The sequence below is a fragment of the Streptococcus suis genome (genome assembly GCF_017601095.1).
GTDB classification, from domain to species: domain Bacteria; phylum Bacillota; class Bacilli; order Lactobacillales; family Streptococcaceae; genus Streptococcus; species Streptococcus suis_Z.
Genome location: NZ_JAGFUX010000008.1, coordinates 78,738 through 92,693 on the forward strand (window position 1 = coordinate 78,738; position 13,956 = coordinate 92,693).

The 13,956-nt window shown below is 46.4% G+C and carries 5 protein-coding genes and 1 tRNA gene; 2 read left to right on the forward strand and 4 right to left on the reverse strand.

Features of this window, described 5'->3' with window-relative positions; genetic code table 11:
• Positions 1-181: 181 nt before the first annotated feature.
• From J5566_RS08005 to J5566_RS08015, 3 genes are all read right to left on the reverse strand, one after another.
• A complete protein-coding gene (locus tag J5566_RS08005) occupies positions 182-1,921 on the reverse strand; it encodes an ABC transporter ATP-binding protein (RefSeq protein ID WP_208562849.1) in 1,740 nt (579 codons plus the stop codon).
• Entirely contained in the window at positions 1,918-3,648 is a 1,731-nt protein-coding gene (locus J5566_RS08010; RefSeq protein ID WP_208562850.1) for an ABC transporter ATP-binding protein, read from the reverse strand. Before J5566_RS08010 ends, J5566_RS08005 begins: the two co-directional genes overlap by 4 nt.
• Positions 3,649-4,130: 482 nt before the next feature.
• A tRNA-Thr gene (locus J5566_RS08015) sits at positions 4,131-4,203 on the reverse strand.
• Positions 4,204-4,359: 156 nt separating this feature from the next.
• On the opposite strand from J5566_RS08015, the gene J5566_RS08020 reads away from it, so the two are divergent.
• Together J5566_RS08020 and feoB are read left to right on the forward strand one after the other, a co-directional pair.
• The gene (locus J5566_RS08020; RefSeq protein WP_208562851.1) at positions 4,360-4,833 is read left to right on the forward strand and encodes a FeoA family protein; all 474 of its coding nucleotides are present in this window, start codon (positions 4,360-4,362) and stop codon (positions 4,831-4,833) included.
• Entirely contained in the window at positions 4,830-6,995 is a 2,166-nt protein-coding gene (feoB, locus tag J5566_RS08025; protein ID WP_208562852.1) for a ferrous iron transport protein B, read from the forward strand. Before J5566_RS08020 ends, feoB begins: the two co-directional genes overlap by 4 nt.
• Before the next feature lie 275 nt (positions 6,996-7,270).
• Here feoB and J5566_RS08030 read toward each other — a convergent pair whose 3' ends face one another.
• Positions 7,271-13,774 carry a glycosyl hydrolase family 95 catalytic domain-containing protein gene (locus tag J5566_RS08030; RefSeq protein WP_208562853.1) on the reverse strand — a complete coding sequence of 2,168 codons (6,504 nt, stop codon included), beginning with the start codon at positions 13,772-13,774 and terminating at the stop codon, positions 7,271-7,273.
• Positions 13,775-13,956: the final 182 nt, after the last annotated feature.

The following is a 13,956-nucleotide window of genomic DNA, read 5'->3' on the forward strand; positions in this document are numbered from 1 at the left end:
AAGATAGCGCTTACATTATTTATTATATTGTATTATCCAATTTTTTCAAGACTTATTTTCAATTTAGAATGTAATTTCCAAAAAACTTTATATATTAACTTTTCTGAAACTAGTTTCAGAATTCTGACGATTTTCCGGAACTAGTTTTACAAGAACAAAAAAGAATGGCTTCCCATTCTTTTTAAACTCGTGATTGAATGTCATGCATCTGGGCATAGACACCGCCCTGTTCAATCAGGTCCTCGTGTCTGCCACGTTCGATAATCCGACCTTGGTCCAAGACCAAAATCTGATCTGCATTTTGAATAGTAGAGAGGCGGTGGGCGATGATAAAGGTGGTCCGCCCTTCCTTGACTACTTCCATAGCATGCTGGATAATCTCTTCTGTCTCCGTATCGATATGGGAAGTCGCCTCGTCCAGAATCAAGATTTTTGGATCGGAGTAAAGGGTGCGGGCAAAAGCAATCAACTGCCGCTCACCACTGGAGAAGGCAGCTCCTTTTTCGACAACGGGCTCATCCATGCCTTTCTCCAATCGAGCCAGCATGGGCCCTGCTCCGACTTTTTCAAGCGACTGGGCAATTTTCTCCCTATCCGCCGCTTCCTCATTCATGGCTATGTTACTGGCGATCGTCCCTGTAAAGAGATAAGGGTCTTGTAGGACAATCCCCATGTGACTCCGCAGGCTCTCGCGTGAATAATCACGGATGTTTTTCCCGTCAATCAAAACCCGTCCCTCCTGAGGATCATAGAAACGGTAGAGGAGGTTCATAATGGAGGACTTGCCTGAACCTGTGTGGCCGATCAGGGCAATGGTTTCCCCCTTGTCAGCCCGAATGGAGATGTCCTTGAGAATGGGCTTACCAGCTTCATAAGCGAAGGTCACTTGGTCAAAGACCACCTGACCGTCTGTCACCGTCAATTCAGCACTACTATCAGGCTCTGTTTCTTCTTCCAAGAGGCTCCTGACTCGCTTGCCTGTTTCCACAGAACGCAGGAGATTAGGGAACTGCTGGACAAGATGCCCCAAGGCAATAAAGACCCCTTCGATATAGTTGATATAGACGAAAAGGCGGCCAGGTGACAGGTCCGACTGTCCCTTGAGAAATTGGTAGCCCACAATGGTCAAAATTCCTGTGATGACCAGATACTTTACAAGCTCGGTCAAGTTCCAGGTCGCAATGGACTGGGCCCAGATAATCTTGTTATCTGCCCGCCGCATCTTGTCGGTTGTCGCTTCAAACTCCTCCATGACCCGTTCTTCCTGACCAAACAGCTGAATCAAACTAGCACCATTCATGGTTTCATTGACCTGGGTATTGACATCACTTCTGGCATCATAGAAGTCCTTCATCGGCTTGTCTGTCATCTTCTTATAACCGTACTGAATCCCGATATAGAGCGGAATCAGCACCAGAAGGACAAGACCCAAGGTCGCATTCATATAGAAAAGAATCCCATAGGTGAAAATCAGACGGACGATGTTGTTAAAGACATTGACCAGAGTCCCATAAAACTGAGTCCGCAAGGTCTCCGTGTCGTTGACAATCCGTGTGGCAATCTTCCCTGCTGGCTTATCATCAAAGTAGGAAATGGGCAGACGCTGCATGACATCGTAGGCTCGATTCCGCAACTGCTCCGCAATGCTATTGGCACAGTACATGAGCAACCGCATAGAAGCATAAAACCCCAAAGCTCCAACCGCATTCATCAGCATATAGCGTCCCAAATCCTGCAAAAAGACTGCTTGATCCAAGGCTGTTCCCTTGCTGATAGCTGTCAAAGGTCCGTCAATCAAGCCCTGCAAGATCAAGGGAGCAAAGCGGACCAGGGTAGAGGCCAGTAGATAGACAGCCACCGCCGCCAGAAAGAGCCACTTGACCCGCTTGATTTCTTTTAATAGATAACCGATAACGCTCATTCTTCCCCTCCTTCCTGGCTTTGTTGGCGTTGGTATTGTTCATAGTACCAGCCTTCTTGGGCTAGCAAGTCAGCAGGCCGCCCTTCCTCGACGATCCGCCCCTCATCCAAGACCAGCACCCAGTCCGCATGGTTGACAGCTGACAAACGGTGGGTCACGATGACATTGGTTTTACCTGCACGTTCTTTTTGAATATTTTGGATAATCTGGCGTTCTGTTCGAGCATCGACTGCCGACAGAGAATCGTCCAGAATCAGCAAGTCTGGCTCTCGCAGGAAAGCTCGAGCAATGGAAATCCGTTGCTTTTGACCGCCAGAAATAGACACGCCCCGCTCACCAATCATGGTGTCCAGTCCGTCACTCATCCGCTCCAAGTCCTTTGTAAAAGCTGCTGTTGCAATGGCTTGCTGGATCTCCTCAGGACTGCTATCCAGCTTGCCCAGAGCAATGTTTTCGCCGACAGATTTGGAAAAGAGGATATGCTCTTGGGGAACGTAACCGATTTTTCTTTCGATAGACGAGCGTTCAATCTCTAAAACAGGCTGACCATTGATAGCAAATTCTCCTTGACCGACTGGATACTGACGGAGCAGCTGACGGACCAAGGTGGTCTTGCCTGAGCCAGTTTTTCCTACGATACCGACTGTCTGACCAGCCATCAGGGTCCAGTTAATGTCCGAAATGCTGGCCCGTTCTGCCTGTGGGTAGCTAAAGCTGTAATCCTTGAAGGAAATGCTAGTCAGCTCTGCTATTGCCTCCAAACCGTCCGCCTCCAAGTCGTCGCCTGTCTCAATGAGCTCCTGCAGCTTCTCAAAGGACGTCTTGCCTGTCTGGTAAACCAAGATGAAGTCCGCTAAGGTCCAGAAAGGCTCTAGGAGGGAGCTGACATAGAGCTGGAGAGCGATGACCTGACCAAGACTGAGGTCGCCATTTTGCAGGGCATGGGCTCCTAAGAGGATAACCGCTACATTAGATAAGGCTAGAAAGTATGTAGCCAGAGGATTGTAGAGGGACTGGAGGGAGGTGATCCGATTCCCACCTTGTGCTAGTCGTCTGGTCTTTTCTTGGAACTTGGCTTCCTGAGTCGCCTTTTTGCTGTAAGCCCTTGTTACACGAATCCCCTCAACCACCTCCAAGACTTCTGTGTTAAGTGCCGCAACGGCATCGCGGTTTTCATCAATAGCCAGGTCCTGCTTCCGTCCGATGAGGAAGATACAGGTTGCCATTGCAACCATTGGTAGGATAGCCCAGAAGGAAATCTTCCAGTCAATCAGAAACATGGTCGGAATGATAAAGGCCAACATACCGCCTGCATAAACCACTATCATGAGGCCGTAACCCACCATTTCCATGAGCCCATCCACGTCCGTTGAAAAACGGGTCATGATATCGCCTGAGCGGAATTTTTCATAGAAAGGGGTCCGCATGACGACCATTTTTCGAAAGGCCCGCTGTTGCATCTCAAACTTGAAGTTGACCGAAGCCTGAAAGAGCTTAAGATGCCAGATAAAAGCCATGGCGTAGTTAAGCAAGGTCACCAAGAAAAGCAGGGTCATATCCTGGACCAAGCGGGATTCTGTCAATCCCTGACTGGCCAAGGTGTCCACCATCCGCTGAATAATCTGGGTGGGCACCAAGAGCGTGGCGTCATAAATAATCAAGGTCACAGCAACCAGCAAGTAGAGCCACTTGTGCTGCTTGACATAGTCAAAAATTAGTCGAAACATATAATCTCCTTCTCTTTTTATCCTTTCTTCACCAAGAATGTCCTAGTCCCGAGCAGCGCACCCCTAAAATAAACAAGCCCAGAACACACAAAAAAGCCGAGACAGAATACACTCCATCCCGGGCCCCTCAAGTCCACAAGAGAAACTAAGGTCTTGGCTTAGAAAGGAGAGTTTGGTAATTCAATACTAATGTCATACTAACGAATGTATTCATGATATTCTCCTTTCTTTTCTAGTTATTACCTTTTCCCTATTCTAACATACTGAAACCATCTGTCAAGCTATTTTTCCATTTTTAGAAAACTTTGTTTTATCAAACTATTCAATCTCCCATTCCTCATACCCGACCAACCTTCTAACTTGCTACATAGGAACAATCATCCCGACTAAAGCAAGATGCTAGTTCACATAAGTTGCCGAAAAACAATTTGGGTCGACATAAGAAAAACCCTTGTGTATCAAGGGTTTTTGATGTTATTTTATGCTAGTTGCCGGGATTGAACCGGCGACCTCATCCTTACCATGGATGCGCTCTACCGACTGAGCTAAACCAGCATTACCATTATATTCTAACAAATCACAATCAGACTTGTCAATACCCAATTCAGATATTTTCAATAGAAAGTTGCTAGTTTATCCTAGAATTTTCTGACATTTTTAAGAGTTTGTGATATAATGAACATAGTTTAGTGACAGAAATGGAATGAAACGATGGATTTTACAGACTTACAAGTTGGCTCATCTTATCGGTTAGTGGGCATGCATTTCCCAGATAGTCTCAGTAAACACTTACAGCAACTGGGTTTTCTAGTGGGAAAGGATATTCGGATTATTTCCAAGACCAAGGCCAATATCATTGTGCAAGTCAAGGCTAGCCGTTTGGCTTTGGACAAGGATTTGATGGAGGGGATGGACTTGGTTGCCAGCCCCAGTCAAAAAAGCCTCATCCCTCTCTCTCAGGTTGCTATAGGTAGTCAGGTCATTTTGGAGCAAATCTGTGCAACTGGTGCCCTTAAGAGACGCTTAATGGATTTTGGATTGACCAAAGGAACAGCAATCTATCTCAAAAAACTGGCGCCTTTAGGGGACCCTCTTGAAATTACCATTCGTGGTTACCAACTCAGTCTGCGTAAATCAGAAGCCCAGCTTCTCTTTGTCTCCCTACAAGATGAGGTTTTGGAATGAAAAAAGAAATCGCCTTAATCGGCAATCCAAACAGCGGTAAAACCAGTCTCTTCAACCAATTGACTGGCTCTAACCAACGGGTGGGGAACTGGCCTGGTGTCACGGTTGAAAAAAAATCAGGCTGGCTCAAACAAGATAAGGAAATCCTCCTCCAAGATTTACCAGGCATTTACTCCCTGTCTCCTTACAGCCCTGATGAAACGGTGGCACGCCACTATCTCTTACAAGACCAGCCTGATATGATCTTAAATGTTCTGGATGCGACCAATCTCGAGCGCAATCTCTATCTCACTCTACAATTAGTAGAGTTGGGGCTGCCTATGGTCATTGCCCTCAATATGAACGATCAGCTAGTAGCAGCTGGAAAAAGCATCCAAATTGACCACCTTTCTCACCTCCTGGGACAGCCAGTAGTGGCTATTTCTGCCCTGAAAAAAACGGGGCTTACTCAGCTAGTCAAGGCCCTCCGTCAGCCAATATCTGACCAATCCTCTCTCTTTTTCCCAGAATATGATCCTCAGCTAGAAGCTGCCGTCGCCCAAGTCCAAGAGGTACTGCCTGATTCGCTCTCGGAACGCCACAAACGCTTCTACGCCCTGCGTTGCCTTGAAGGTGATGCGCTGGTCATGGACCAATTGGACTTACCAGAAGAGGCTATCTCTATTATCCAAGAAATTGCCTCCATCCTCGAAAAAATCTATCAGGATGAAATCGATGCTATCTTAATCAATCAACGCTATCAGGCTATTGAAAGGATGGCTACTGCCGTTCAAAGCCAGGGTGAAACTATTGTAGCTCTTTCTGATCGCATCGACCGAGTCGTGACCAACCGTTGGTTGGGACTGCCTATCTTCGCCTTGGTCATGTGGCTAGTTTACTTTTTCTCAATCCAAACCATTGGTACTATGGGAACCGATTGGGTCAACGATATTCTCTTTGGTGAACTTGTCCCCAACTGGGTGCAGGATGGTCTAACAACTTGGGGAATTGAGGAGTGGCTACAAGCTTTGATTTTGGATGGGATAGTGGCAGGCTGCGGGGCCATTCTAGGCTTTGTCCCACAGATTTTCGTCCTCTTCTTCTGCCTGGGCTTGTTAGAAGACATAGGCTACATGAGTCGTGTTGCCTTTGTCATGGACCGATTGTTTCGACGCTTTGGCCTTTCAGGCAAATCCTTCATTCCCATGCTTATTTCTACTGGGTGTGGGGTGCCAGGGGTCATGGCAAGTCGGACCATCGAAAATGAGGCTGACCGAAAAATCACCATCATGACCGCAACATTTATGCCCTGCTCTGCCAAACTACCTATTATTTCACTTGTAGCAGGTGCCTTCTTTCCAAACAATCCATGGATTGCACCATCTGCGTATTTTCTTGGTATGGGAGCGATTATCCTCTCAGGAATCGGACTTAAAAAGACCAAACAGTTGAGCGGTCAAGCTAGTCCTTTTATCATGGAGCTTCCCAACTACCATCTGCCTGTCCTGCTCAAGACTGTACGTTATGCTTCTTCAAAAGCATGGAGTTTCATCAAGCGTGCAGGAAGTATTATTTTTGTGACCAATCTCTTCATCTGGTTTACCAGTTCCTACAATTGGTACTTAGAATCAGTAGAGACAGAAGCCAGCATCTTAGCTAGTCTTGGCAATCTGCTCGCTCCGCTATTTTCCCCTTTGGGCTTTGGAAATTGGCGGGCTAGCATCGCCGCTCTAACAGGGCTGCTTGCCAAGGAGACTGTGATTTCCACCTTTGGTGTTCTTTACCGACTTGGTGAAACCAGCGAATCTAATCCTGATTTGTGGACCAATTTACAGACGGACTATACAGCCCTTTCCGCTTACTCCTTCCTTGTCTTCAACCTCCTATGTGCTCCCTGTTTTGCGGCAATTGGTGCCATCCATCGTGAAATGGGCCAGGCAAAATGGACCTGGATTGCCATCGGTTATCAAACAGGTTTGGCATACTTAATCAGCTTTATCATCTTTCAGTTTGGACAGGTTTTACTCTATAGAGAGCCCCTTAGTCTGTCTAGTTACCTCGCCCTTGCCGTCCTTGCACTTTTATTATTCTTCCTTTTTCGAAGACCGCAAGAACGAGTTCCCCATCTTACTGTTCATTCCATGCTAAAGGAGATGCATCATGCCGACACTCATCTTAGCTAGTCTAATTTTCCTACTGTTCGTGGTCGCCCTTATCAGCATTTTCAGAAAAAAAGGTGCGTGTTCGGACTGCTCCTGTAGCTGCTCCATCAAAGAAGCCATGAAAGAGTCGAAACGTAATTCCGAAGACTAAGGCTGATTCTGCTTATAGTTAAGCAAGCCTGCAGATGTTTCATAACTTCCGCTAGTTGCTAGATCATCAAGCTTTTACCAAGCAAAAACCTCTCTGAATCCATTCAGAGAGGTTTGTTTTTTTCAAGCTAGGAAATTCCTAAAGCTTATTTTTTGCGTCTGTGTCCGACTAGACCTAGACTAGAAAGAAGCGTCATGCCACCAATCATCGAAAGGGCAACTGAGCTAGTACTTCCTGTGTTTGGAAGTGTTTTGGCATCAGACTTGCTGTTTTCTTTTTGACTTGTTGGCAAGCTAGCCGCTGGTAAGGCTGCCTGTTTAGGCGCTTGGTTTGGTACCAAACCACCTTCAAAGGCTACTGGACCTTCATTGACTAGGCCAGGACCTTTGGCAGTTTCTACGTAAACAACTCCGTAGATACTGAAGTGTTTCGCAACAAATACTACGGCTGGGAAGCTGGTACCGTCTTCATTTTGAACAAGGGTTTCTGTGAAGGCCAGTGGTTCCACACTACCATCTTCTTTATGATATTGAACAGCTTCAACTTCCTTACCGGCTTTAATTGGGACTACAACCAAGGTATCCTTGCTTGGTGCAACTTCCTTACCTGATTGATCAACCAAGACAATGTCATAGAAGTCAGTATCACGTTCTGCAGATTCTGGAATTTCTGTAACAAGAAGTTTCACAATCTGATCGCTTTCACCTGCTTCCAAACGAACACGGATTCCAGTCGCTGGATCTACCAAAATACGCTCTTCTGTAAGCAATCCTGGGGCAGGAATATCTGTTTCTTCAGCTGGAGTTGGTGAATCTGTTGTCTCACCTGTGCCTGGTGTGTCTGTTGTACCACCTGTACCTGGCGCTTCTATCGTTCCGCCTGTACTTGGCGCTTCTGTCGTTCCGCCTGTACCTGGTGCATCTGTCGTTCCACCTGTACCTGGTGCATCCGTTGTACCACCTGTACCTGGTGCGTCTGTTGTACCACCTGTACCTGGTGTGTCTGTTGTACCACCTGTGCCTGGTGCTTCTGTCGTTCCGCCTGTGCCTGGTGCTTCTGTCGTTCCGCCTGTGCCTGGTGCTTCTGTCGTTCCACCTGTACCTGGTGCGTCTGTTGTACCACCTGTACCTGGAGTTTCACTTGTACCTGAGGTGTTCAAAGATGTCAACCAATCTTCAATCAAGCTTGCTACTTCATCAACTGCTGCTTGATCCGTACCAGCTAGGGCAGCATCTGCAGCCTCTACCAGACCTTCCAATTCTTGCGTTTGTTTTTCAGTCAGATTTTCCAAGGCTTCTGTTTGAGCCAAGAGGGCAGCCAAAGCGCTAGTATTCAAGGCAACTGGGTTCCCACCTGGATTTGGCACTTCGGTTGTACCACCTGTGCCTGGCGCTTCTGTCGTTCCACCTGTACCTGGTACGTCTGTCGTTCCACCTGTACCTGGTGCGTCCGTTGTACCACCTGTACCTGGTGCGTCCGTTGTACCACCTGTACCTGGGGTTTCACTTGTACCTGGAGTTTCACTTGTACCTGAGGTGTTCAAAGATGTCAACCAATCTTCAATCAAGCTTGCTACTTCATCAACTGCTGCTTGATCCGTTCCAGCTAGGGCAGCATCTGCAGCCTCTACCAGACCTTCCAATTCTTGCGTTTGTTTTTCAGTCAGATTTTCCAAGGCTTCTGTTTGAGCCAAGAGGGCAGCCAAAGCGCTAGTATTCAAGGCAGCTGGGTTCCCACCTGGATTTGGCACTTCGGTTGTACCACCTGTGCCTGGTGTTTCAGTTGTACCACCTGTTTCTGGGCTAGTTGTTGGAGTTTCTACCTGATTGTGAACAACTGCATAAGTTGTACCGACTTCTCTTTCTCCATCGACTGTCCGAGCAGTTACTAGACCGATTGGACGATTTTCTGCCAGAGTCAGGTAGAGACCATCTGTTGCTATACGATGTTCTGCCCCTTGAACTGCAACTATCTCACCAGACTTGCTAATTCGAACTGGGGTATCAACACCTGTGAAGCCAACTTCAACAGCAGTCCATGGACCTGTTGGCAATTCCAACTTGATTTCATTTGCGCTTGCCGCTGCATCTAAGATGGTTGCTGGCTGAGCAACTTGTGCTTGTGCTTTCAAAATCACAATGCGGTCCAAGGAAATCTTCTTCTGGCTATTGCCAATCGCTTCTGGAGCAATCTTAATTTTAATCGTATGTTCACGGTCTTCAAGGCCAAGGTATTGACCAATCAGAACACCTTTTTCAGTACGATTATCAGAACGGTTGAAGATGAGTGGGTCAACTTCTACCCCATCAATGGTGACAAGGGCCTTGCTGAGCTGACTGGATTTAATACCATAAATCTGAATTCCAGTTCCAGTAAAGGTCAGGCTAGCAGTTGCCTGCTCATCTGTTGTCTGGTCATTACGTACACCAAATTTTTCAGTATTGGCAAAGAGACCACTTTGACCGTAGTTGTCAAAAGCAGAGCCATACTGGATACGGTCGCTACGATCATCCAACTCTTCATACTCAGCCGAAGTATCGCGCAGGATTCGGAAGTAATCCAGACTGATTTTGTTGCGTTCATTGGCACGGCTTGGTTCTTCACGATTTACAATCAATTGAAGGGTATGCTTACCTGCTTCTAAACCAGTAACTCGACCAATCAAGACACCTTTTTCTGTGCCACCTGTACGGTAGAAGTCAATGGTACTGTGCTCACGACCATCAATCAAGACCTTAGCTGTGCTCAATTGCTGCGATTTATTACCATAAATTTCGATACCAGTTCCAAAGAAGGTCAGACTGGCTGTAACAGCGTCTTCAGAAACTGTGCGGCGACCTGTAAAGTCAGCGTATTTCTCTGTACCAGCCCATTGACCTGCATCTGCGTAATCCTTAAATTCGCTACCATAGGAAATGCTTGGGTCACGGTCATCTAAGAAGTCGTTGAGGGCATAAACTGATACTGGATCTGAGAAGGCTGTATTGATGCCTGCCAGGACTGGACGTACACGGTAGCTATAATCACCACCAGGCACCAAACTGTTATCTGTGAATTCACCAGTCAGGCTAGAGAAGATTTTCACACCTTCTACACCTGTTTGACTGCGCTCAATCTGATAATAAGCCGCTCCTTCAGAAGCCGTAAAGCGAAGTTTGGCTGTATTTGCCCCTGTTCGCTCTGCTGTCAAATCGGTAATCCGTGTCAAGATAGAATCCAACTCAACAACATCACCCTTAGCAGTCATAAATTCAATACGACCATCTTGAACTCTTGTAAAGTTTGCCACTTGACCATTGATAAGGATACGGGCTGTCTCGATATTTGGATAATCAAGGACAATTTTGCCGCCAGATTTGGCTTCCAAACGGATGACCTTCAGGTTCTTCTCCTCCCAGTCCATATCCACTTGAACATTACCACGCGCCATCAAGCCACGAACTTGACCAGTCTTCCAAGCATCAGGAAGGGCTGGTAGAGGTGCAATATAGCCTGTATGAGACTGGAGCAACATTTCTGCCATACCACTGGTTGCACCAAAGTTTCCATCGATTTGGAAAGGTGAATGGGTATCCCACAAGTTGGCCAGGGTAGAGCCTTTTAGCTGTTCAGACAAAAGACGGTGTGCCCTATTGCCATCAAGCAAACGAGCCCATAGGTTAATCTTATTGGCCTTAGACCAGCCTGTACCACCATCACCACGATGGTTGAGCGTCGCCTTGGCTGCTTCGAGGTACTCAGGCTTATCTTTACCAAAGAGGGTACCAGGGAAGAGTCCAACTAATTCCGAAACATGTCGGTGCCCAATTTCCACTTTTTCACCTGTAAAGGCAGGGGTATCCTCTTCATACCATTCCTTGATGCGGCCTGCATTGTTAATATGGAGTGGGTTGAGTTTTTCGTATTTGGTCGTAATTTCTGCAACAAGATCTGCATCTTGTCCCAATTCATTGGCTGCTTCGATGAAATCATGGAAGAGCTGCCATACCAAGGATTGGTCAAAGGTATTTCCGATGGTAATGGTACCATGTTCTGGCGAATATGATGGAGAAGAAACATAACGATCGCTCGCCTGATCATAATGTAGGAAACCATTCCAGAATTTGGCAGTTTCTTTCAACATTGGATAAATCTTCGTCCGTAAGTAGTCCTTATCCTGGGTAAACTTGTAGTAATCATAAACGTTTTGCATGATCCAGGCATTGGAAGCTGGTGACCAACCCCAATAATAATTCCAACCTGGAGTCGTCCAACCAAATGGAGTCGCTTGGGTATGGGCTAACCAACCGTTTTCCTGGTCACCTTCTGACACGATATTGGCATATTCTTTGGCAGCCACACGCCCATAATAACGCATGTCATCGACATAGTTGATCAACGGAAGGGCCGTTTCTGCCATATTGGTCACATAAACAGGCCAATAGTTCATCTGAAGATTGACGTTCAAATGGTAGTCTGAATTCCAAGGTGGATTATCCACTGCATTCCAGACACCTTGCAGGTTAGCAGGAAGGGCATTTTCCCCGTCACGTGAAGAAGTAATCATCAAGTAACGACCATATTGGAAGAAGAGTTCTTCCAACTCCTGTCCGCTCGCTGTATTGTAACTATGAAGCAGCTGGTTGGTTCTGCCGTTTGTCTCTCCCTCGGTGATGTTTAAGGTCACACGGTTGTAGATAGACTGGTAATCAGCGATATGACGGTCTTTCAAGGCTTGATAACCCTTGGCCTTAGCCGCAGCCACCTTGGATTTGACCTCGGCAGTTAAGTCAACATTTTGACGACGATAGTTGGTTTTTGGATCTTGGGCAAAATCTGTCGCCGCATTCATCACAAGCGTTGCATAACTTGCCCCCGTCACCACGAGTTTATTGTCCCTAACGCTGACCTGACCATCCGTATTTACCCCAACAAAGGCAGCAAAGTTGAGTTGGTTGTCCGTCACCTGACCAGTCAATAAAATACCTTCTGCACTTGTACTTACTTGTCCTGTCTTAAAGCCTGATTTCTCAGTCTTGTATTGACGAACACGCGCTAAGCCATCTTGCACCAAATCCTTGGTCATCTGCAAGTCCAATTCAAATTCAAGTGCTTCATTACCATCCTTAGTCAAATGGGTTACAGAAACATCATCTGGATAGCTGACGAATGACTCTCGACGGTAACGCGTACCATCTTGCGTGTAATTGGTTGCTGAAATAGCTGTTTTCAAATCCAACTCACGGCTATAATCAGATACACTTTCAAAGGTCTTGTCTTGGTTAGTAAAATTGAGGTAGATATCCCCAAATGCCAAGTAGCGGCCATACTGATGGTTGTAAGGTCCTTTCAAATGCCGTTCTGCCAAACTCTTAGCTGTTGCCAAGTCTCCATCTTCCAAAGCCTTGCGAATCTGCGGCAAGAAGACATGTTTACCAGGAATGTTACCACCATTATAATCGTTTGAGTTAGGAAGCGGACCACCTGACCAAAGGGTCTTTTCGTTAAACTGAATCCGTTCTTCCCCAATCATGCCAAAGACCTTGGTCCCGATGTCACCATTTCCAAGTGGCAGGGCATAATGTTCCCAACCTTCATAGGTATTGGTTGCTGGGCGGTCGTAGTTGAGTTTGTAGTTGTTATGGTCCACAATCTCTTTCAAGGCACTTGGACGCGCTTCTGCGTTACCAGTTGCTGGCGTTACTGAACTTGGACGACTGCTTTCAGGAGCAGCTGGGAGAGCCGTTGAAGTAGGTGCTACTGGGCTGGTAGGAGTTGATCCCGTTGTAGAAACTGGGTTTTCCACAAGATTTGCGGTTTCCGTTGGAGCTGCATTTTCTACAGCCCCTTCTCCGCTTTCGGCTGCTGCAAAGGCTTCTTCAATGACAGACAAGGCTTCTTCAACCCATGCATTTACATAATTAATGGTGCGACTATCATTGGTTGCCTTGGCATTCTGAGCCAACTCTTGCATCTGTGCCACAAAGCGTTTGTTTTGGGCATTTTGCTCTGAATCTGGCAGAGAATTGATGGCAGTAGCCACACGGTTCAATCCCTCTTCATTGAGGACAGGTACTGCTTCTTCCGCACTTCTTTCTGTTGTGTTGCTAGCTGGTGCAGCATTGATGACCAAGATCCGATCCCGCATACCCCTGAGCATGTCATTGACATTGCTAAGAAGTGTAGAATTGTTGGTCGCAATAGCTTGTTCACCAACTGCTAGGATTCGCACCAAATCTTCCATCAAAAGGTTCTTTTGATCAGATTCTGGCAAATTCTCCACAAAACTAATTACAGTATTGAGGGCCTCTGCATCGACCACTAGTTCTTCTGAGGCAACATTTTCCGTTTCAGGAACCACTGTACTTGACTCTTCACCACCTGCCTCAATTGCGCTAACAGGTTGAACAAATTCAGCAGTTGGTGCAGTAATAGACTCTGTAACATCTTCTACTGGAGCTAGCTCTTCAGCTGGCGCTTCCAGATTGGCCTCCTCACCAACTTGGTTGCTAAATTCGGTTTCCGATTCTGGTAGTGTATTGGCAAAAACCTGAGTCTGTTGTCCACCAAACAAGAGGCAGCCGACCACTACAGACGCTGCTCCTACACTGAGTCTACGAATAGAGTAACGGTAGCGTTTATCGAATAATTCTTTCGAACGATTCTTCATAGGTCTTCCTTTCTTTAATAAGTATTGTTGTTTATGCTTACCTGAGAAGTTTGCCTCCTTCCCATTCATCTCACAAAATGTAAGCGCTATACTGATATTATACACTCCTTTTCTGAAAAATTCAATATTATAATATGTCATGATGTTAATTTTTGGTAAAAAAACAAACCTAGATAAACTAG

Coding starts and splice junctions, on each gene's coding strand:
- J5566_RS08010 (WP_208562850.1), bottom strand. CDS start 3,648: ATGTTTCGACTAATTTTTGACTATGTCAAGCAGCACAAGTGGCTCTAC.
- feoB (WP_208562852.1), top strand. CDS start 4,830: ATGAAAAAAGAAATCGCCTTAATCGGCAATCCAAACAGCGGTAAAACC.
- J5566_RS08030 (WP_208562853.1), bottom strand. CDS start 13,774: ATGAAGAATCGTTCGAAAGAATTATTCGATAAACGCTACCGTTACTCT.
- J5566_RS08005 (WP_208562849.1), bottom strand. CDS start 1,921: ATGAGCGTTATCGGTTATCTATTAAAAGAAATCAAGCGGGTCAAGTGG.
- J5566_RS08020 (WP_208562851.1), top strand. CDS start 4,360: ATGGATTTTACAGACTTACAAGTTGGCTCATCTTATCGGTTAGTGGGC.